Here is a 20620-nt window from a genome sequence, read left to right as displayed (position 1 = left end):
AAAGCGAGGGAGACACGTGAGCGTTTTTGTCAATAAAGATACGAAAGTGATCGTACAAGGGATTACCGGTTCGCAAGGGCTGTTCCATACAAAGCAGATGATCGAGTACGGGACGAACATCGTCGGCGGCGTCACGCCGGGCAAAGGCGGCACGGAAGTCGAAGGCGTGCCGGTGTTTGACACCGTTTCCGAAGCGGTCGAAAAAACAGGCGCGAACGCCTCGGTCATTTACGTTCCGCCGGCCTTCGCTGCGGATGCCATCATGGAAGCGGTCGACGCGGGACTCGACCTTGTTGTTTGCATCACCGAAGGCATTCCGGTGCTTGATATGGTGAAAGTGAAACGGTACATGGAGGGCAAAAAGACGCGCCTCATCGGTCCGAACTGCCCGGGCGTCATTACGCCGGAAGAGTGCAAAATCGGCATTATGCCGGGCTACATCCATAAAAAAGGGCACGTCGGCATCGTCTCGCGCTCCGGCACGCTGACGTATGAAGCGGTTCACCAATTGACGCAAGCCGGCATCGGCCAATCGACGGCGGTCGGCATTGGCGGCGACCCGGTCAACGGCACGAACTTCATCGATGTACTGAAGGCGTTTAACGAAGACGAGGAGACGTACGCGGTCATTATGATCGGCGAAATCGGCGGCACGGCGGAAGAAGAAGCGGCCGAATGGGTGAAAGCGAACATGACGAAGCCGGTCGTCGGCTTTATCGGCGGGCAAACGGCGCCTCCGGGCAAACGGATGGGCCATGCGGGCGCGATCATTTCCGGCGGCAAAGGCACGGCCGCAGAGAAAATCAAAAAAATGACCGAATGCGGCATTAAAGTGGCGGAAACGCCGGCCGTGATCGGCGAAACGCTCATTTCTGTGCTGAAAGAACGCGGCTTGTACGAGAAATGCAAAACGCACTAATGGTTTGGCCCCGCACGTTGCCGTGCGGGGTGTTGCATATCATGTCTATAGATGCAATTTGAAGCTTTCCCATTTGCCGCTTTTACAGAGCAATTGGATCGGCTGTCGGGCGACCGAACAACGCCGCTTAAAGACCCATGTATGGGTCTGTGAAGCGGGTGGCTGTTCGGTCTTCCGTCACGCCAAGGCGTGACGGGGAAGCCTGCGGCTTGCCTCCGACAGTCGAAAAAATAGACAGGCGACTTTTCCGTCAAGGATATGTTAAACGTTTTCGTTGCACCGATCGATCCATGCTGAAAGTGAAAAAAGAAAGGGGATCAGTATGTACGATACGGTCCGCGACCGACTTATCCATCTCCATCATTGCCGCGGGGCAGGATGGAAGACGATTCATTCCTTGCTGAAGGTTGATCCGACGCTCACCGCTCCATTTTCTCTGCCTCCTCATGATCTCCGCCCGCTCGTTCCGCTTTCCGACGCTCAATGGACCGCTTTTTTCCATGATTTGCATTCCATCGATGTGCAACGTGTGATAAAAACATATATGGACCGGTGCATTCATGTGGTCACCGTGTTTGATCATGACTATCCGCCGTTGCTTCGGCATATTTATGCCCCGCCGTGGGTGCTGTATGCAAAGGGGGCCCCCGCTTTGCTTCAGGAGCGGAAACTGATCAGCATCGTCGGCACGAGGCGGCCGACGAAAGAAGGAATCGAAGCGTTGAACAAATTGGTGCCGCCGCTTGTTGCCGCCGGCTTTACGATCGTCAGCGGGCTCGCGTTTGGGATTGACGTGTGCGCCCACCAACTCGCCGTCCAGCATGGCGGGTCGACGATCGCCGTCATCGCTGGGGGACTTGACCACATTTATCCGAAAGAACATCGACCGTTCGCCGCCCTGCTGATGAACGAACAGTTGGTCATCGCTGAGCATCCGCCGGCAACGCGCCCACAGGCATGGCAGTTTCCCGCGCGCAATCGCATCATCAGCGGGCTGTCGCTCGGCACGCTTGTCGTGCAGGCGAAGCGAAAAAGCGGTTCGCTCATTACCGCCGCGTATGCGCTTGAGCAAGGGCGGGAAGTGTTCGCCGTCCCCGGCCCGATCGGTTTGGCGGAATCCGCTGGGCCGAATACGCTCATTCAGCACGGGGCAAAACTAGTGCAAGAAGCGGCGGACATTTTGGATGAATTCCCGTACGTGTAATGCACATGTTTGACAAATGCGGCAATAATCATTAATAATAATGAAGATTTCAATTTACCTCCTAGGGGTGGAAGATGGATGTCAGACTACTTAGTTATCGTCGAATCGCCAACGAAAGCGAAGACGATCGAACGATACTTGGGAAAAAAATATACAGTCAAAGCGTCGATGGGCCACGTCCGCGATTTGCCAAAAAGCCAAATGGGCGTTGATATAGACCACGGCTACGAGCCGAAATACATTACGATCCGCGGCAAAGGCCAGGTGATCAAAGAGTTGAAAACGGCGGCGAAAAAAGCGAAAAAAGTGTTTCTTGCCGCCGACCCCGATCGCGAAGGAGAGGCGATTGCCTGGCATTTGGCCCACATGCTCGATCTGGACATTCACTCTGATTGCCGCGTTGTCTTTCATGAGATCACGAAGGATGCGATTCAGCAATCGTTTCAAAAGCCGCGCGCGATCAATATGAATCTTGTTGACGCCCAGCAGGCGCGGCGCGTGCTCGACCGCCTCGTCGGCTATAACATCAGCCCGCTCTTATGGAAAAAGGTGAAAAAAGGATTAAGCGCCGGCCGCGTCCAATCGGTGGCGCTGCGCCTCATCATCGATCGGGAACGAGAAATTCGCGAATTTCAGCCGGAAGAATATTGGACGATTCAAGCGACGTTTCAAAAAGAAGGAGAGACGTTTGCCGCCTCGTTTTACAGTATTGACGGACAAAAGCGCGATTTAAAGACGGAGGCGGATGTGAAAGCCGTGCTGGACCGCTTAAACGGAACGGCATTTGCGGTGAAAACGGTGACAAAACGAGAGCGCAAGCGCAGCCCCGTGCCGCCGTTTACGACGTCGTCGCTTCAGCAGGAAGCGGCGCGCAAACTGAATTTCCGGACGAAAAAGACGATGATGATCGCCCAGCAGCTGTACGAAGGAATCGATCTTGGCAGCGAAGGGACGGTCGGTTTGATCACGTATATGCGCACCGATTCAACGCGCGTCGCCGAGACGGCGCAGCAAGAGGCGGCGGCATATATCGAGGCGACGTTCGGCGCTATGTATGTCAACCAGGAAAAGCGGAAAGAGAAGAAAAGCACGAACGCCCAAGACGCCCATGAAGCGATCCGCCCGACATCGGCATTTCGCGATCCGGACAAAGTGAAACCGTATTTGACGCGCGACCAGTTTCGGTTGTATAAACTCATTTGGGAACGGTTCATCGCCAGTCAAATGGCGGCCGCCGTGCTTGACACCATGAGCGTCGAGTTGGAAAACAACGGTGTCGTGTTCCGCGCCAGCGGCTCGAAGGTGAAATTTCCAGGGTTTATGAAAGTGTATATTGAAGGAACGGACGATCAAGCGGAAGAGCAGGACCGTATCCTCCCGGATTTGGAAGAAGAGGAAACAGTTGAGAGCGAAACGATCGAATCGAAGCAGCACTTTACGCAGCCGCCGCCGCGCTACACGGAAGCCCGCCTCGTCAAAACGTTGGAGGAACTCGGCATCGGCCGCCCGTCGACGTATGCTCCGACGCTTGATACGATCCAAAAACGCAACTATGTCGTCCTTGAGAACAAGCGGTTTGTCCCGACCGAGCTCGGCGAAATCGTTGTCGAGCTGATGCTCGAATTTTTCCCGGAAATTATCGATGTCGAGTTTACGGCGAAAATGGAAAAAGAATTGGACGAAATTGAAGAAGGGAAAGTGGAATGGATCAAAGTCGTCGACGAGTTTTACCGCGAATTTGAAAAACGGTTGAAAGTGGCGGAAAAAGAAATGCGCGCAGTTGAGATTAAGGATGAGCCGGCCGGCATTGACTGCGAGGTGTGCGGCAGTCCGATGGTGTACAAAATGGGCCGTTTCGGCAAGTTTATCGCCTGCTCGAATTTTCCGGAATGCCGCCATACGAAGCCGATTGTCAAAGAAATCGGCGTCAAGTGCCCGAAATGCCGCGAGGGCAACATCGTCGAGCGCAGCACGAAAAGAAAGCGGGTGTTTTACGGCTGCGACCGTTTCCCGGATTGCGACTTCGTCTCGTGGGATAAACCGCTCGCCCGCCCGTGTCCGAAATGCGCGGGGCTGCTTGTGGAGAAAGAGCTGAAAAAAGGTGTGCAAGTGCAATGCACGGCGTGCGACTATGAAGAGCGGCTAGAAGCTTGAAAAGGCATCGGATACAATTCAGAATTTTATAAAAAAACAGTTGCGTTCATGCGGATGAATATGGTACGATGTAGTAGCCGTTGCGGGGTGAGGCGATGGAGAATTCGAAACTTGCGTTACAATTATTCATGGAATATTTACAAATCGAGAAAAATTATTCACAATATACTATTGTGTGTTACCGGCGTGACATTGAGCAGTTTTTCCGGTTTATGGATGAGGAAGGAATCGGCGCGCTCAATGAAGTGTCCTACAGCGACGTTCGTTTATATTTGACGAAACTATACGAGCAACAGTTGGCCAGCCGTTCGGTCGCCCGCAAAATTTCGAGTCTGCGCAGCTTTTACAAGTTTTTGTTGCGCGAAGGGCGGGCGGCCGAAAATCCGTTTGCGCTCGCGACACTGCCGAAAAAAGAGCAAAAAATTCCTAATTTTTTATACCCAAAAGAATTAGAAGCATTGTTTCTTGTCAATGATGAAAATACGGCCCTAGGCCAGCGCAATGCGGCGCTGCTTGAGTTGTTGTACGCGACTGGCGCTCGGGTTAGTGAATGTTGTCACATACAGCTGTCTGATGTCGATTTTGTTGCGGAAACCGTGCTCATTCACGGCAAAGGAAACAAGCAGCGCTACGTTCCGTTCGGCCGTCCGGCCCGCGAAGCGCTTGAACGGTATATCCATAGGGGCCGACGCGAACTGACAAGAAAGCTGCCGGCGGACCACCGCTATTTATTTGTCAACGCCCGAGGCAATCCGCTCACGCCTCGGGGAGTGCGCCATATTTTGGATCGGATTGTCGAAGCCGCTGCGCTGACGCAAAACATCAGCCCGCACGTGCTTCGGCATACGTTTGCGACTCATTTGCTCAACGAAGGGGCCGATCTCCGTTCGGTGCAGGAACTGCTCGGTCATGCGCATTTGTCATCGACGCAAGTGTATACACATGTAACGAAAGACCGGCTGCGGCATATTTATTTGCAGGCGCATCCGCGGGCGTAACCCGCAGGCAAGGAGGGGAAATGATGGGAGCCTTTCATGCGACGACAATTTTTGCCATCCGCCATAACGGCGCATCCGCCATGGCTGGAGACGGCCAAGTGACGTTCGGCAATGCGGTCGTCATGAAGCATACAGCGAAAAAAGTGCGGCGGCTGTTCCAAGGAAACGTGCTCGCCGGTTTTGCCGGCTCCGTCGCTGACGCGTTTACGCTGTTTGAAATGTTTGAAGGCAAGCTCGAACAATGGAATGGCAACTTGCCGCGCGCGGCGGTTGAGCTGGCGAAAGAGTGGCGGAGCGATAAAGTGTTGCGCCGCCTCGAGGCGATGCTCATTGTTATGGACAAACAGCATTTGTTGCTTGTCTCCGGCACGGGCGAAGTGATTGAGCCGGATGATGGCATGCTTGCCATCGGCTCGGGCGGTCAGTATGCGTTGGCTGCTGGGCGTGCGTTGAAGAAGTACGCCGGCGGCTCGATGACCGCGAAAGAGATTGCCAAGGCGGCGCTCGAGATCGCCGCTGACATTTGCGTTTATACGAACGGCCATATTATTGTTGAAGAGCTGTAAAAAGGAGGAGGCCGATGATGGCGGAAACGTTGACTCCACGGCAGATTGTCGAAAAGCTCGATCAGTTCATCGTCGGGCAAAAAGAGGCAAAAAAGGCGGTGGCGATCGCGCTTCGCAACCGGTACCGCCGCAGTTTGCTCGATGAAAAATTGCGCGATGAAGTGATGCCGAAAAACATTTTAATGATCGGCCCGACCGGGGTCGGGAAGACGGAGATCGCCCGCCGGCTCGCCAAACTCGTCGGCGCCCCGTTCATCAAAGTCGAAGCGACGAAATTCACCGAAGTCGGTTATGTCGGGCGCGACGTCGAATCGATGGTGCGCGATTTGGTGGAAACGTCAGTTCGGATCGTGAAAGAACGAAAAATGAACGAAGTGAAAGACAGGGCTGAACAGCAGGCGAACAAGCGGCTTGTTGAACTGCTTGTTCCGGGCAAGCCAAAGCAGACAATCAAAAATCCGCTTGAGCTGCTGTTTGGCGGCCAAGGAGCCCAAGCGGACAACAGCTACAGCCATGAGGATGAACAGGTGGAACAAAAGCGGCGCCAAGTTGCTTGGCAGCTGGCAAACGGGCAGTTGGAAAACGAGATGGTGACGATTGAAATCGAGGAACAGACGCCGTTATGGTTTGACTTTTTGCAAGGGGCAGGCATTGAGCAGATGGGGATGAACATGCAGGACGCCTTGAGCAGCCTCATGCCGAAGCGGCGCAAAAAGCGGCGTCTCAAAGTGAGTGAAGCGCGCAAAGTGCTCATCAACGAGGAAGCGCAAAAGCTGATCGACATGGATGAAGTGACGCAAGAGGCCGTCCGCCTGGCTGAGCAGTCCGGCATCATTTTTATCGATGAAATCGACAAAATCGCCCGCAGCGGAGCGGTGTCCGGCTCGGCCGACGTCTCGCGCGAAGGGGTGCAGCGCGACATTTTGCCAATTGTCGAAGGGTCGACCGTCATGACGAAGTACGGACCGGTGAAAACAGACCATATTTTATTCATCGCCGCCGGCGCGTTCCATATGGCGAAGCCGTCGGATTTGATCCCTGAGCTGCAAGGCCGTTTCCCGATCCGCGTCGAGCTTGCGAAACTTTCGGTCGACGATTTCGTAAGAATATTAGTCGAGCCGAATAACGCGCTCATTAAACAATATCAAGCTCTTTTGGCAACAGAAGGTATAAGTCTTGAATTTTCTGACGATGCTATTCGTAAGATTGCCGAGGTGGCGTTTGAAGTAAACCAGACGACCGACAACATCGGTGCGCGCCGGTTGCACACGATTTTGGAAAAACTGCTGGAAGACTTGCTGTTTGAGGCGCCGGACATCGGAATCGACAAGGTCGTCATCACACCGCAATATGTCGAGCAAAAACTCGGCAGCATCGTCAAAAACAAAGATTTAAGCGAGTTTATTTTATGAGGAGGAGATGAAATCCATGAACTTGCTAGAGAAAACGCGGAAAATCAACGCCATGTTGCAAAAGGCGGCCGGGCGGCCGGTCAATTTTAAAGAAATGGCAGAAACGCTTTGCGAAGTGATTGAAGCCAATGTGTTTGTCGTCAGCCGCCGCGGCAAACTGCTTGGATTCGCCATTAAACAATCGATTGAAAACGAACGGATGAAGCGGATGCTGGAGGAGCGCCAGTTTCCGGAAGAATACACGAAAAACTTGTTCAACATTACGGAAACGTCTCCTAATATTGATATTAATAGCGAATATACGGCGTTTCCAGTGGAAAATCGTGACTTGTTCAAAACCGGCTTGACGACGATTGTTCCGATCAACGGCGGAGGCGAGCGGCTCGGCACGCTCATTTTATCGCGCCTTGACCGCGAGTTTGACAATGACGATCTCATTTTGGCTGAATACGGTGCGACGGTCGTCGGCATGGAAATTCTGCGTGAAAAGGCGGAAGAAATTGAAGAGGAAGCGCGCAGCAAGGCGGTCGTGCAAATGGCGATCAGCTCCCTTTCTTACAGCGAGCTTGAGGCGATCGAACATATTTTTGAGGAGCTTGACGGAACGGAAGGGCTGCTTGTCGCGAGCAAAATCGCCGACCGCGTCGGCATCACCCGCTCGGTCATTGTCAATGCTCTGCGCAAACTAGAAAGCGCCGGCGTGATCGAATCGCGCTCGCTCGGCATGAAAGGAACGTACATTAAAGTATTGAACGACAAGTTTTTAAGCGAACTGGAAAAATTGAAATCGAGCTGAACGGCGTAGCCGCCTAAGCCCGCTGGGTATTTTGGCCCGGCGGGTTTTTTGTTGTTGGCAAACATCTTTGGCATCGTTTTTCTGTCATGGCATCGTCGAAAAATAGTACCAAGTTCCGTCTATACATTAGGTTTTCTTTCCCGTAAAATGAAAACTAGCAGAAATTGTCGAAAAATAGGAGAAAAGAGGGGATTCCATTGGCGCTCTTTTCAGCGACGATCGGTTGGCTTGAACAAGGGCTTCGCTACGCTGCGCTTCGCCAACAGGCGATCGCCGACAACATCGCCAACGCCGATACGCCGGGCTATAAGGCGAAAGATGTGCGCTTTCAGGCTGAATTGGAACGGGCGTTTCGGCTTGAGGCCAAACGGACGAATCCGAAGCATTTTTCGTTTCCAAACGAACAAAATGGAAAAATCATCGTGACGACGGACACAACGGTGAGTTACAATCATAATGGAAACAGTGTCGATATTGATCAAGAAATGTCAAAACTAGCAGAAAACCAAATTTATTACAATGCCTTAATCGAGCGGCTCAACGGCAAATTTACCACGTTGAAAACCGTGATTAAAGGAGGGAAATAACGGGTGTCTTTGTTTCAAAGTCTAAACATTTCGGCTTCGGCGTTGACCGCCCAACGGTTGCGCATGGACGTGATTGCCTCCAACATCGCTAACGTCGATACGACGCGCGCCCGCCTTGTCAACGGCGAATGGGAGCCGTACCGTCGCAAAATGGTCATCATCGAACCGCAGAGCGGGTCGTTTTCGGGCTATTTGCAGGTTGCGCTCGGCCGTGCCGACGCGGTGGACGGCGGAGTGCGGGTGCGCGAAATTGTCGATGATCCGGCGCCGTTTAAACTCGTCTACGACCCGAATCACCCGGATGCGGGCGCCGACGGCTATGTGCGTCTGCCAAACGTCGACCCGCTGAAAGAAATGGTGGACTTGATCGGGGCGACGCGTTCGTATGAGGCGAACGTTACGGTGTTGAATGCTTCGAAAGGAATGCTCATGAAGGCGCTCGAGATCGGGAAATAGCATGCGAGGGGGATAAACGATGATTGATGGAGCAAGCCGCATTGGGCTGACGATGTCTTCCGCCGTTTCGCCCCCAGCGAAGCCGGCTGAGGCGCAAAAGCAATTCGCCGCATTTTTCAAAGAGGCGCTCAACCGCGTGAACGAAGCGCAAATTCAAGCCGATGCGCTGACGGAAAAGCTCGTTCGCGGGGAGAACGTTCAGTTGCATGATGTGATGATCGCCGCGCAAAAAGCGAGCATCACGTTGCAGCTGACGCTGGAGATCCGCAACAAAGCGATCGAAGCGTATCAGGAAATGATGCGCATGCCATTGTAGCAGCAATGAATCGCAATACATACGGAAGCCGCCGCCATTGTTGCGCTATGGCGGCAGGTATTGGATCATCGGGGGAATTGTATGAGAAGGAAATGGAAAGAGTGGTGGAGCCGCGCTCGCGCGTTTTGGCAGGAACGGACAAAAAAGCAGAAATGGCTCGTGCTCACTGCGGCAGCGGCCGTGCTTTTGGCCGTTGGCGTCGGCGTCTTTTTCGCCACAAGGACGGAAATGGTGCCCCTCTACAGCAATTTGTCGCCGCAAGAAGCGGGGCAAATTAAAGCAACGCTTGACCAGCGCGGCGTTCCGGCCGAAGTGGCGGACGGCGGGACGACGATTAAAGTGCCGAAAGAGCAAGTGGACGCGCTGAAAGTCGAGCTCGCTGCTGAAGGCATCCCGAACAGTGGAGTCATTGACTATTCATTTTTCGGCCAAAACGCGAGCTTCGGCATGACGGACAATGAGTTCAATATGGTGAAGCTGAAGGCGATGCAAACGGAACTCGCCAACTTGATCAAGACGATCGACGGCGTCGAGGACGCCAAAGTCATGATCAACCTTCCGCAGCCAAGCGTATTTGTTTCCGATGGAAAAGGTGAAGCCTCGGCTTCGATCGTGCTGAAGACGAAGCCGGGCTATCAATTCAGCGACGAGCAAATTCGGGCCTTGTATCATCTCGTTGCCAAAAGTGTTCCGAATCTCTCTACAGATAATATCGTCATTATGAATCAGTTTTTTGAGTATTATGACCTAAAAAATGATGGGGAAAATTCGACAGGGGCGACATTCGCCTCACAGCAGCAAATCAAAAAGCAGATCGAGCGCGACATTCAACGCCAAGTGCAGCAACTGCTCGGCACGATGATGGGGCAGGATAAAGTCGTCGTCTCCGTGACGGCGGATGTCGACTTTACGCAGGAGAAACGAGAAGAAAATTTGGTTTCTCCAGTGGACGAGAAAACGAAGCAAGGTATTGCCGTCAGCGTTCAGCGCATTAAAGAGACGTACTCCGGGAGCGGTGCGCCGCCCGGAGGCGCCGCTGGAACAGGCGCGAACGAAGTGCCGGGCTACCAAAACGCAAACGGCGCAACAAACGGCAACTATGAACGAACCGAAGAGACGATCAACAACGAGGTAAACAAAATCAAAAAGCAAATCGTCGAAAGCCCATATAAAATCCGCGACCTAGGCATCCAAGTGATGGTCGAGCCGCCTGACCCTAATGATCCGAACTCGCTGCCGCCCGAGACGGTCAATGATATTCAAAAACTGCTAGGCACAATCGTTCGGACGTCAATTGACAAAAGCGAGGCGCAAACGCTCACGGATCAAGACATCAACAACCGCATCGTCGTTTCGGTGCAAAAATTCAACGGCAAGCCGACATTCACCCAATCGACGCCGGACCGGCCGGTGTGGTGGTGGTATGCGGCCGGCGCAGGAGCGCTGTTGCTCGTCGCCTTGCTGTTGTTCCTCTGGCTGCGCCGCCGCCGTGAAGACGAGGAAGAGGAAGAAGAACGCTTGTTTGCTCCGCCGCTTTCGACGGAGCCGGATTTGCCGGAGCCGCCGGAGACGGAGGCAGCGTTGCGCCGTCGACAGCTTGAGCGTCTGGCGAAAGAAAAGCCGGATGAGTTTGCCAAACTATTAAAAACGTGGCTATCGGAAGAGTAGGGGGAACGGCGTATGGCAAAGCGCGAACGAAAAGGCGGGCTGTCGGGCAGGCAAAAAGCAGCCATCCTGCTTATCTCCCTCGGCCCGGATGTGTCGGCCTCTGTCTATAAACATTTATCCGAGGAAGAGATCGAGAAGCTGACGCTGGAAATTTCCAACGTCCGTCAAGTGACGACGGAACAAAAAGAGGAAGTGCTTGAAGAGTTTCGACAGCTCGCCCTGGCGCAAGATTACATCGCCCAAGGCGGCATCGCCTATGCGAAAGAAGTGCTTGAAAAAGCGCTCGGCCCGGATAAGGCAATGCAGATCATCAACCGCCTGACATCAGCGCTGATGGTGCGGCCGTTTGATTTCGCCCGCAAAGCCGACCCGATGCAGCTGTTAAACTTCATCCAAAATGAACATCCACAAACGATCGCTCTGATTCTTTCGTATTTGGAGCCGGCGCAGGCAGGGCAAATTTTATCGGCGCTGCCGCAGGAAATGCAGGCGGATGTCGCCCGGCGCATCGCGCTGATGGACAGCACATCGCCGGAGATTATCAACGAAGTCGAGCAAATTTTGGAGCGGCGGCTGTCTGCGACCGTCGTGCAAGATTACACGCAAGCCGGCGGCATTGAGGCGGTCGTGGAAGTGCTGAACCAAGTCGATCGGAGCACGGAGCGGACGATTTTGGATGCCTTGGAAATCCAAGATCCGGAACTGGCCGAGGAAATCAAAAAACGGATGTTTGTCTTTGAAGATATCGTGACGCTCGATCACCGCGCCATTCAGCGCGTCATCCGCGAAGTGGATAACAATGACTTGATGCTGGCGCTTAAGGTGGCGAGCGATGAAGTGAAAGACATCGTCTTCCGCAACATGTCGACAAGAATGGCGGAGACGTTCAAAGAAGAAATGGAATATATGGGGCCAGTCCGGCTGCGTGATGTCGAGGAGGCGCAATCGCGCATCGTCGCCGTGATCCGACGTCTCGAAGAGGCTGGAGAAATCGTCATCGCGCGCGGGGGAGGAGATGATATTATTGTCTAACGTCATTAAAGCGCCAAAATTGGCGGTGCGCTCTGGGAAAAAGACGATCGTCGTGCAGCGCCATGTTTCCGATCTTCCATCGTCCGGCGACGATCGGCAACGGGAGATGGAAGCGGTCGCCGCCGCCAAGGAAGAAGCAGCCGAGCTTCGCCGCCAGGCAGAGCAATATTACGAATCGGTGCGCGAGCAGTTGGCCCGCGACAAAGAGGAATGGCAGCGTGAGAAAGAGCGCCTCATCGAGGAAGCGCGCGCCCGCGGGTATGAAGACGGCTATGCGGCTGGGCGCGAGGAGGCTTTGAGCGAGCACCGCGCGTTGATTGAGCAAGCCCGCCGCTTGGCGGAGCGAGCGAACACCGAATTTTACGCTCGCATCGAATCGACGGCTGAGGCGATGCTGGAGGTGGCGTTAAAAGCGGCCGAACGCATTCTCGGCGCCGCGCTTGAGGGCGATCGAAACGCTTTTTTGCCGCTCGTGCACCAAGCGTTGCAGGAAGTGCGCCAGCAAACGGAAGTGGCCGTTTATGTGCATCCGCACGGCTACGAAATCGTGGCAGAACAAAAAGAGCTGCTGAAATCTCTGTTTCCGCATCGCGTTGATCTATTCATCTACCCGGACGATGCGCTTCCTGAATATGGATGTGTCGTGGAGACGCCGTTTGGACGCATCGAGGCGGGCGTCGATGTACAGCTTGAGCGGCTGCGCGAGGCGCTCTACCGGCGATTGAAGGAGGGGGCGTTTTCTGAACTGGCAGGCGCTTCTTGATGAAATCAACGCTGTCGACTTGTATAAACGGTTTGGCAAAGTGTCGCGCGTCATCGGCTTGATGATGGAATCGAAAGGACCGAAAAGCTCGATTGGGGATCTTTGTTACATCCATGAACAGAGCGGATGCCGGAAAATTCCCGCCGAAGTCGTCGGCTTTCATGAACAGCACGTCTTGCTTATGCCGTTTTCCGCCACGACCCATATCGCTCCCGGCTGTTTTGTCGAAGCGACCGGCCGACCGCTTGAAGTGCACGTCGGCGATGCGCTCATTGGCATGGTTCTGGATCCGCTCGGCCAACCGCTTGACGGGAGCCCGTTGCCGCCCGGGCTGAAGCCGGTTTCGGTCGAACGCGATCCGCCCAATCCGCTCGTTCGGCCGCCGATTGTCGAACCGCTTGAAGTCGGCATCCGCGTCATCGACAGCCTGCTTGCCGTCGGCAAGGGGCAGCGCGTCGGCATTTTTGCTGGCTCGGGCGTCGGCAAAAGCACGCTCATGGGAATGATTGCCCGCCATACGTCGGCTGATGTGAACGTCATCGCCTTAATCGGCGAGCGTGGCCGCGAAGTGCGCGAGTTTTTAGAGCGCGACCTTGGCCCAGACGGCTTGGCCCGCTCGGTCGTCGTCGTCGCCACGTCCGACCAGCCGGCGCTGATGCGCGTCAAAGGCGCCTATACGGCAACGGCGATCGCCGAATATTTTCGCGACCAAGGGGCGGATGTCATGCTCATGATGGACTCGGTCACCCGCGTCGCGATGGCGCAGCGGGAGATTGGCCTTGCCGTCGGTGAGCCGCCGACGACGAAAGGCTATACGCCATCGGTCTTCGCCCTCCTGCCAAAGCTGCTTGAACGGGCTGGAACGAACGCTTCCGGCACGATCACCGCGTTTTATACGGTGCTTGTTGACGGCGATGACATGAATGAGCCGATCGCTGATGCGGTGCGCGGCATTTTGGATGGCCATTTTGTGTTGGAACGCCAGCTGGCGAACAAAGGGCATTACCCGGCGATCAACGTGCTCAAAAGCGTCAGCCGCGTCATGCCCCACATGATCAGCGCAGAGCACCGCGAAGCGGCAAACCGGTTCCGCCGCCTTCTGTCCACTTATATCGATTCGGAGGATTTGATTCAAATCGGGGCGTACAAACGGGGGTCGTCCCAAGAAATTGATGAGGCGATCGAATTTTATCCGCAAATGATGGCGTTTTGCCGCCAAAACATCGATGAAAAAACGACGCGCGCCGAAAGCATTGATAGGTTGTTGCGCTTGCTGTCGGTTCGGTGAGAAATCGCGCGCCATGTTCAGACGATGAAAGGGTGAACAAATGTGACGCCGACGTTTCGGCTGCAAAAAGTGCTGGCGATGAAAGAAAAAGAAAAAGAAAAGGCGCTTGGCGAATACGAGGAGGCGGTCCGCCGGTTTGAGCAGGCAGCCGAAACGCTTTACCGCCTGCTCAAGGAAAAAGAAGAATGCGCGGCGGCTCGGGATGAACAGCTTCAAGCCGGCCTGTCCGTTGGAGACATTCGCCTTAGGCTGCAATATATGGCGAATTTAGAGCGGATGATCGACCATTATCAGCTCGTCGTCATGCAGGCGCGCGAGCAGATGCAGCGCCGGCAGCAGCGTTTGATGGAATTGAATATCGAAGTGAAAAAATACGAAAAAATGCGCGAGCGCATGAAGCGGTGGGCCGAGCAGCTTGAGAGGGAAGCGGAACGCCGCCTGCTCGATGAAATGGCGGTTCAACGTTTTGCAAGGCAAGGAGAGGTATAGATGGCGGAGAGCAAAGTTGAACAGGAAATGCAGGCGAGTTGGTGGCAATGGCTGTTGTTTGTCATTGTCATTCCGAGTGCGTTTGCCGCCTCCTTTCTGTTGTTGATTTTAAACATTGCCGGCGTTGATGTGGCCAAGGCGGCAAAGCAGTGGACCATAAAGGCGCCGTTTGTCTCCGAGTGGATCAACTGGAGCAAAAGGGAGAAAGCTTTGCAAAAAACGATTGAAGCTCAGCAGCAGACGATCAACCAGCAAAAACGAACGATCGCCGACCAACAAAAGCAAATCAAGCAGTTGAAAAACGAATTGGCGGCAAAGGAAAAGGAAATCGCCCAGCTGTCTGCGCCAAGCGGGAAAACGGACGCTCAGGCTGAGCCTGTTGACGAGCCGGCCTTGACGGAAGAAGATGTCGTCGGCATGTATGACGCCATGTCGGAAAAACAGGCGGCGGCGATTTTAGCGGAACTGCCTGAGAGCGAAGCGCTCCGTGTACTGAGCCAGATTGACGGCGACAAAGCGGCAGCCATTTTGGAACAAATGCCGGCTGGGCAGGCGGCGAAACTGTTGGCATCGTTAAGTAAAAGGGCGATGGGGAAGGAGGCGGCCGAATGAAAGTAACGATCACAGCAAACGCGCCGCTATCGGCAGGCGCTATGGCGGTGAAAAAAGAGGCGGAAAACGCAAACGTGTTTGCGGCGTTGCTTGCTGATAAGCAACAAGAGTTATTGCCCGCTGGGGCAGAGACTAGCTTGCTTCAAGAGGAGTCGAGCAAAAACAAAGAGCCAGATTGGCAAAATGGCGGAATGGAAACGGGCGCAGCCGGACAACCATCTTCAGCGGAAAAGAAGCCGGCGCAAATCGAATCATTGTGGCTTGCCCCTTCCCTCGTGGCTGCTTGGGCTGTCGCTCCAATTTCGGCAGCTGCAGGCGCGCCGCTTTTAGCGGCGGATCAGCAGGCGGAAGGGAAAACGAGTGATCATTGGACATTTCCGTTTGTCGGTGCGATGAATGGTGAAGAAAAGATTGCCGCTCAGCCGGCGGCCGATGAAGCGGGATTGGAACGTGCGTTCATAACCGACGGACAAAAACGTGGTCATATCGATGCTGAATCGGGTTCGCCTTCCAGCGGAAAAACCGGGATGTTTCCACTGCTCCTGAGCGACGGCGACCAGCGCCCGTTCCGTGAGCAGGGAGGCAACAGGGCGGTTGTCGCGCTGCCGAACGGAGTTTCTTCTGTGCGACCGGCTGGCGAAAAAGACGTTTCGCTGCCAAAAAGGGGGGACAAGGGGCAGGGCGGCGAGGCCGCTCCTTCGTTCACTACTCCTCCTGCGCTTTTATCACCCTCCTTTTCATCTGTCGGGTTGGTCGGCGAGATGCCGGCGTCAGCTGGCGGAAGCGTCGCTGATCAAGTCGCCCACGCGCTAAGGTCGGCGCGGTGGATGAAGCTTCCAAACGGTGTCATGCAGCTTGTCATCCGTCTGCATCCGGAACATCTCGGGACGGTGACGGTGAAAATGACAGAGGAAGGTGGAAAGCTCGCCGCCAAGCTGCTCGTGGCGAACGACGCGGTGAAAGAGTTGCTCTACGCTCATTTGCCGCAGCTTGCTCAGCAGCTTGATGCGAGTTCCATCACGGTCGAAAAATGGACCGTTTGGTCGGATTATGACAGCCCCGCGATGCCGCCATATTCCGGAAACCGCCAAGGAGGGCAGCAGCAGGGCGAATCGCGGCAAAAACAAAAGCGGGAGCCATCATCTTCCTTCCCGTTTGCGCTAGACGGGATCGAAGCTGACGCATAAGGGGGAAAAGAACGAGGATGACAACGAATGCGATTGACGGGAGCTTATGGCTGACAAACGCGGTTCAGCCGGAACGGAAAACGGGCAATCAAATTTTAGGAAAAGACGATTTTCTCAAAATTTTGCTCGCTCAGCTCGAAAACCAAGACCCGCTCAATCCGATGGAAGATAAAGACTTTATCGCGCAAATGGCGAGCTTCTCTTCGCTTGAGCAAATGATGAACATCGCCAATTTGATGCAGCAATGGATGCAAGCGTCAAGCCACGATGCGCTTTTGCGCTACAGCGAATGGATCGGCAAAACGGTGCACTGGCAAGACGGCGAGACGACGATGAGCGCCGTCGTTCAATCGGTCATGCAAAAAGACGGCCAAGTGACTCTTGGGCTTGATAACGGGACAACGATTGCCGCGGATGCGGTCGTGAAAGTCGAACAAAAAGGATAAAAAGGGGAGAGGAAACCGATGCTTCGTTCCATGTATTCCGGAATCGGCGCCATGCGCAACTTTCAAACGAAGTTGGATGTCATCGGCAACAACATTGCCAATGTCAATACGTACGGGTTTAAAAAAGGACGAACGATTTTCAAAGATTTGATGAGCCAGACGATTTCCGGCGCCAGCGCTCCTGGCACTGCCGGCCGCGGCGGGACGAATCCAAAGCAGGTCGGGCTCGGTTCGCAGCTGGCGGCGATCGACACCGTCCATACGCAAGGCAGTTTGCAAACGACCGGCCGCGTGCTCGATTTGGCCATTTCCGGCGACGGGTTTTTCGTCGTCGGCGATGCGTCCGGCAACAATCGCATGTATACGAGAGCCGGGAATTTTTATCTCGATTCGCAAGGCTATATTGTCAATGCCGATGGCCAATATTTGCTCGGTGTTGGAAATAGCCGCCTTCAAGTTCTGACAGATGCGAAAAGCTTAAGCATCGGAGCGGACGGCCAAGTGACTATTGTGAACGCATCCGGCAACTTGCAGACAATCGGCACGATTCAGCTCGCGAAATTTGCCAACAATGACGGATTAGAAAAAGCCGGCAACAACTTGTTCCGCGAAACGACCAACTCTGGAGCGCCAACGATAGGGGCGCCGGGAGCGAACGGAACCGGAACGATCGTCTCCAGCGCGCTTGAGATGTCCAACGTCGACCTTGCCGAGGAATTCACGGAGATGATCGTCGCCCAGCGCGGCTTCCAGGCGAATACGCGCATCATTACGACATCGGATGAAATTTTGCAAGAGCTTGTCAACTTGAAAAAATAGAATAGGAGGTAGGGCGTGAGCGGCGTCTTGCGCCTGTTGCCCGATGATTTCGTTAACGAAGCTCAACGGCAAACGGTTTGTGCTCAATGCGTTGTACATCGAACAAATTGAAGCGTTTCCTGATACGACCGTGACGCTGACGAACGGAAAAAAATTCGTCGTTCGCGAAACGGTCGAGCAAGTGGCGGCGCGAGCGAGCGAATTTTACCAGCAGCTTGGTGTGTTTCGCTTACCGAAAGCAGGAGGATTGGACCGTGAAAGGGAATAAAGCAATCAAAACGATGATCATTGTGCTGGCGGTCATCGCTTTGGCTGGAACGGCGGCGCTTGTCGCGGTGATGAAGATGGGGCATGCGGAAAAACAAGGGGCGCCAAGCGCTGACGAACTGGCGGAACGATCGATCGATATTCCGGAAATGACCACCAATTTAGCAGACGGACGTTATATTAAAATCTCATTTAAAATTGAAACAGACAGCGATCAAGGAAAAGAAGAGGCGGAGAAACGCGATTTTCAGATGAAAGACGTGATCATCGAGCAACTTTCGCAGATGAAAGCGGCCGACTTTAAAGGAAAAGAAGGGCTGACGGCGCTGAAAGAGAGGCTGAAGCGCGAGATCAACGGATTGATGCAAGAAGGGAGAGTGGAGAACGTCTACATTACCTCTTTTATCCTCCAGTAGCCCTGTCATTGGAAGGGGGGAAGATGAAATGACGGCCGGGGAAGTATTGTCGCAAAGCGAAATTGACGCGTTGCTCGCGGCGCTTTCTGCAGGGGAGATGAGCGCGGAGGAGCTGAAAAAAGAGGAGGAAGGCCGACGCGTCAAAACGTATGATTTTCGGCGGGCGCTCCGGTTTTCCAAAGATCAAATCCGCAGCCTGACGCGCATTCATGAAAATTTCGCCCGTCTGCTGACAACGTTTTTTTCCGCCCAGCTGCGAACATATGTGCAAATTTCGGTCGCATCGGCCGACCAAATTCCATACGAAGAATTTGTCCGCTCCATCCCAAAAATGACGATCATCAATGTCTTTGAGGTGCCGCCGCTCGGCGGGCATGTCCTTTTGGAAGTCAACCCGAACATCGCTTACGCCATGCTTGACCGGGTGATGGGCGGGCGCGGCGTCGGGATGGATAAAGTGGAGCATTTGACGGAGATTGAAACACGCATCATGTCCAATTTGTTTGACAAGGCGTTTGTCCATTGGCGCGACGCTTGGGAATCGGTGGCGGAAGTCGACCCGCTCTTTGTCGATTTTGAAGTCAATCCGCAGTTTTTGCGCATGATTGCGCCGAACGACACCGTTGTCGTCATTTCGCTCAACACGCAAATCGGCGAAGCGCGCGGCATGATGAATGTGTGCATTCCGCATGTCGTCTTGGAGCCGATTATGCCGCGGCTGTCGGTGCATTACTGGATGCAGGCGCAAAAAAAGGAGCGTTCCCCCGAGGAAGCGAAACGGATCGAACAGCGCATCCGCGCGGCAAAATTGCCGATTATCGCTGAACTGGGAACGGCGGTCATCACGGTCAATGAATTTCTTCAACTCGAGGCCGGCGATGTCATTCAGCTCGAGCAGTCGATTCATGAGCCGCTCGTGGTCAAAATCGGCCATATTCCAAAGTTTATCGGCCAGCCGGGGAAGCGGAACAAAAAGCTGGCGGTGCAAATTTTAGCGATGATCGAGGGGGACGAAGACGACCATGATGAATGATGGAATGTTGTCGCAGGATGAAATTGATGCTTTGTTGCGCGGAATGGACAGCGACGGACCTATTCCGGCGCTTCATGATCTTCTCTCTCCGCTTGAGCAGGACGCCCTTGGGGAAATCGGCAATATTTCTTTCGGCAGTTCGGCCACTGCCCTGTCGATGTTATTGAACCAAAAGGTGGAAATTACGACGCCAAGCGTGTCCATTATCGAGCGCACAAGCGTCGCGGATGAATTTCCGCAGCCATATGTCGCCATCCAAGTCAACTATACGGAAGGGCTGCTCGGGACAAACTTGTTGGTCATTAAACAGCAAGACGCGGCGATTATCGCTGATTTAATGCTTGGCGGCGACGGAACGGCGGCCGATGGTCCGCTCGGAGAGATTCAGCTGAGCGCTGTTCAAGAAGCGATGAACCAAATGATGGGTTCAGCGGCGACGTCGATGTCGACCGTCTTTGGCAAGCGGGTTGATATTTCCCCGCCGACGCTCCATCTGCTTGATTTAGCGGAAGGAAAAGGGATGGAATATTTGCCGGACGAAGACTTTTTCATTAAAGTGTCATTTCGGCTCAAAATTGGCGAGTTGATCGACTCAAGCATTATGCAGCTGTTGCCGATCGATTTCGCGAAAGAATTGGTTGCCCAATTGCTCGGCTCGCCGCTTGAGGAGCCGGGGGCAGCGGAAGTGAGCCTTAAGTCGTCGGCGGACGACCGGCCGTTTCGCGAGCCGCAGCCTGTTCCAATTGACGTTCAGGCAAACGGCGGTGCGGCCGCTTCAGAAGCGGCGAGCCGCTCGACGGATGGACCGCCGGCTGGGCGGGCGGACAAGGAGAGGGAGGGTGCAGCCGCTCGGCATATTCAAACCGCCGATTTCGTCGAGTTCGATGCCCCGCCGCTTGCGGCAACGGAGGCGCGCAATTTGGAGCTGCTGTTTGATGTGCCGCTGCAGGTGACGGTTGAACTCGGGCGGACGAAGCGGTCGGTGCAGGAAATTTTGCAGCTGTCGACTGGATCGATCATTGAGCTCGATAAACTGGCCGGCGAACCGGTCGATGTGTTTGTCAACAACAAGCTGATCGCGAAAGGCGAGGTTGTCGTCATCGATGAAAATTTCGGCGTCCGCATCACGGACATCATCAGCCAAAGCGATCGGCTGACAAAGTTAAAATAAACAGGCGTTTGGGAGGTTAGG

The 20620-nt window shown here is 54.3% G+C and carries 23 protein-coding genes; all 23 read left to right on the top strand.

Translation table 11 applies throughout. The features are described from left to right. Positions 1-16: 16 nt before the first annotated feature. The 23 genes from sucD (at position 17) to fliY (ending at position 20599) form a co-directional block, all read left to right on the top strand. The gene (gene sucD, locus GZ1_RS02795) at positions 17-919 is read left to right on the top strand and encodes a succinate--CoA ligase subunit alpha (RefSeq protein WP_015374401.1); all 903 of its coding nucleotides are present in this window, start codon (positions 17-19) and stop codon (positions 917-919) included. 322 nt (positions 920-1241) lie between these two features. Further along, positions 1242-2123: a DNA-processing protein DprA gene (dprA, locus tag GZ1_RS02790; protein ID WP_015374402.1), complete on the top strand. Its 882-nt coding sequence runs from the start codon at positions 1242-1244 to the stop codon at positions 2121-2123. 78 nt (positions 2124-2201) lie between these two features. Then, positions 2202-4277: a type I DNA topoisomerase gene (gene topA, locus GZ1_RS02785; RefSeq protein ID WP_015374403.1), complete on the top strand. Its 2076-nt coding sequence runs from the start codon at positions 2202-2204 to the stop codon at positions 4275-4277. 95 nt (positions 4278-4372) lie between these two features. Then, on the top strand, positions 4373-5275 hold the full coding sequence (gene xerC / locus GZ1_RS02780; RefSeq protein ID WP_021321701.1) for a tyrosine recombinase XerC: 903 nt from the start codon (positions 4373-4375) through the stop codon (positions 5273-5275). A 23-nt stretch (positions 5276-5298) separates the two neighbouring features. Beyond that, positions 5299-5841, top strand: a complete 543-nt coding sequence (gene hslV / locus GZ1_RS02775) for an ATP-dependent protease subunit HslV (protein WP_011230713.1) — start codon at positions 5299-5301, stop codon at positions 5839-5841. A 17-nt stretch (positions 5842-5858) separates the two neighbouring features. Next, a complete protein-coding gene (gene hslU, locus GZ1_RS02770; protein ID WP_015374405.1) occupies positions 5859-7253 on the top strand; it encodes an ATP-dependent protease ATPase subunit HslU in 1395 nt (464 codons plus the stop codon). Positions 7254-7269: 16 nt separating this feature from the next. Beyond that, positions 7270-8049, top strand: coding sequence for a GTP-sensing pleiotropic transcriptional regulator CodY (codY, locus tag GZ1_RS02765; RefSeq protein WP_011230715.1), 780 nt, complete (start codon positions 7270-7272; stop codon positions 8047-8049). 197 nt (positions 8050-8246) lie between these two features. Continuing rightward, complete coding sequence (gene flgB / locus GZ1_RS02760; protein ID WP_011230716.1) at positions 8247-8636, top strand: flagellar basal body rod protein FlgB; 390 nt, start codon at positions 8247-8249, stop codon at positions 8634-8636. Positions 8637-8639: 3 nt separating this feature from the next. After that, a complete protein-coding gene (flgC, locus tag GZ1_RS02755) occupies positions 8640-9092 on the top strand; it encodes a flagellar basal body rod protein FlgC (protein WP_060787828.1) in 453 nt (150 codons plus the stop codon). A gap of 19 nt (positions 9093-9111) precedes the next feature. After that, complete coding sequence (fliE, locus tag GZ1_RS02750) at positions 9112-9408, top strand: flagellar hook-basal body complex protein FliE (RefSeq protein WP_011230718.1); 297 nt, start codon at positions 9112-9114, stop codon at positions 9406-9408. Between the two features lie 81 nt (positions 9409-9489). Beyond that, positions 9490-11076: a flagellar basal-body MS-ring/collar protein FliF gene (gene fliF / locus GZ1_RS02745; protein WP_015374406.1), complete on the top strand. Its 1587-nt coding sequence runs from the start codon at positions 9490-9492 to the stop codon at positions 11074-11076. Positions 11077-11088: 12 nt separating this feature from the next. Further along, positions 11089-12108 (top strand): flagellar motor switch protein FliG, encoded by a 1020-nt coding sequence (gene fliG, locus GZ1_RS02740; RefSeq protein ID WP_015374407.1) that lies wholly within the window; start codon positions 11089-11091, stop codon positions 12106-12108. Further along, entirely contained in the window at positions 12092-12871 is a 780-nt protein-coding gene (gene fliH / locus GZ1_RS02735; RefSeq protein ID WP_015374408.1) for a flagellar assembly protein FliH, read from the top strand. Before fliG ends, fliH begins: the two co-directional genes overlap by 17 nt. Next, complete coding sequence (gene fliI / locus GZ1_RS02730) at positions 12849-14159, top strand: flagellar protein export ATPase FliI (RefSeq protein ID WP_081132402.1); 1311 nt, start codon at positions 12849-12851, stop codon at positions 14157-14159. The genes fliH and fliI overlap by 23 nt, the downstream gene beginning before the upstream one ends. A gap of 42 nt (positions 14160-14201) precedes the next feature. Beyond that, positions 14202-14648 (top strand): flagellar export protein FliJ, encoded by a 447-nt coding sequence (gene fliJ, locus GZ1_RS02725; RefSeq protein ID WP_014195451.1) that lies wholly within the window; start codon positions 14202-14204, stop codon positions 14646-14648. Continuing rightward, positions 14649-15260 carry a MotE family protein gene (locus tag GZ1_RS02720; protein WP_015374410.1) on the top strand — a complete coding sequence of 204 codons (612 nt, stop codon included), beginning with the start codon at positions 14649-14651 and terminating at the stop codon, positions 15258-15260. It begins immediately after the preceding gene. Next, positions 15257-16447, top strand: a complete 1191-nt coding sequence (locus tag GZ1_RS02715) for a flagellar hook-length control protein FliK (protein WP_060787827.1) — start codon at positions 15257-15259, stop codon at positions 16445-16447. Before GZ1_RS02720 ends, GZ1_RS02715 begins: the two co-directional genes overlap by 4 nt. 17 nt (positions 16448-16464) lie before the next feature. Next, positions 16465-16893 (top strand): flagellar hook assembly protein FlgD, encoded by a 429-nt coding sequence (gene flgD / locus GZ1_RS02710; protein WP_060787826.1) that lies wholly within the window; start codon positions 16465-16467, stop codon positions 16891-16893. An 18-nt stretch (positions 16894-16911) separates the two neighbouring features. Further along, complete coding sequence (gene flgG / locus GZ1_RS02705) at positions 16912-17712, top strand: flagellar basal body rod protein FlgG (RefSeq protein ID WP_060787825.1); 801 nt, start codon at positions 16912-16914, stop codon at positions 17710-17712. A gap of 43 nt (positions 17713-17755) precedes the next feature. Further along, the gene (locus tag GZ1_RS02700) at positions 17756-17980 is read left to right on the top strand and encodes a flagellar FlbD family protein (protein ID WP_014195456.1); all 225 of its coding nucleotides are present in this window, start codon (positions 17756-17758) and stop codon (positions 17978-17980) included. Beyond that, the gene (gene fliL / locus GZ1_RS02695) at positions 17967-18395 is read left to right on the top strand and encodes a flagellar basal body-associated protein FliL (RefSeq protein ID WP_011230729.1); all 429 of its coding nucleotides are present in this window, start codon (positions 17967-17969) and stop codon (positions 18393-18395) included. Before GZ1_RS02700 ends, fliL begins: the two co-directional genes overlap by 14 nt. Positions 18396-18423: 28 nt before the next feature. After that, positions 18424-19428: a flagellar motor switch protein FliM gene (fliM, locus tag GZ1_RS02690; RefSeq protein WP_011230730.1), complete on the top strand. Its 1005-nt coding sequence runs from the start codon at positions 18424-18426 to the stop codon at positions 19426-19428. Beyond that, on the top strand, positions 19418-20599 hold the full coding sequence (gene fliY, locus GZ1_RS02685) for a flagellar motor switch phosphatase FliY (protein WP_020754640.1): 1182 nt from the start codon (positions 19418-19420) through the stop codon (positions 20597-20599). The genes fliM and fliY overlap by 11 nt, the downstream gene beginning before the upstream one ends. Positions 20600-20620: the final 21 nt, after the last annotated feature.

The sequence above is a fragment of the Geobacillus zalihae NBRC 101842 genome (assembly GCF_001544135.1).
Classification (GTDB): domain Bacteria; phylum Bacillota; class Bacilli; order Bacillales; family Anoxybacillaceae; genus Geobacillus; species Geobacillus zalihae.
Note: the sequence above shows the minus strand (reverse complement) of the source record. Positions and strands in the feature narration are given on the sequence as shown.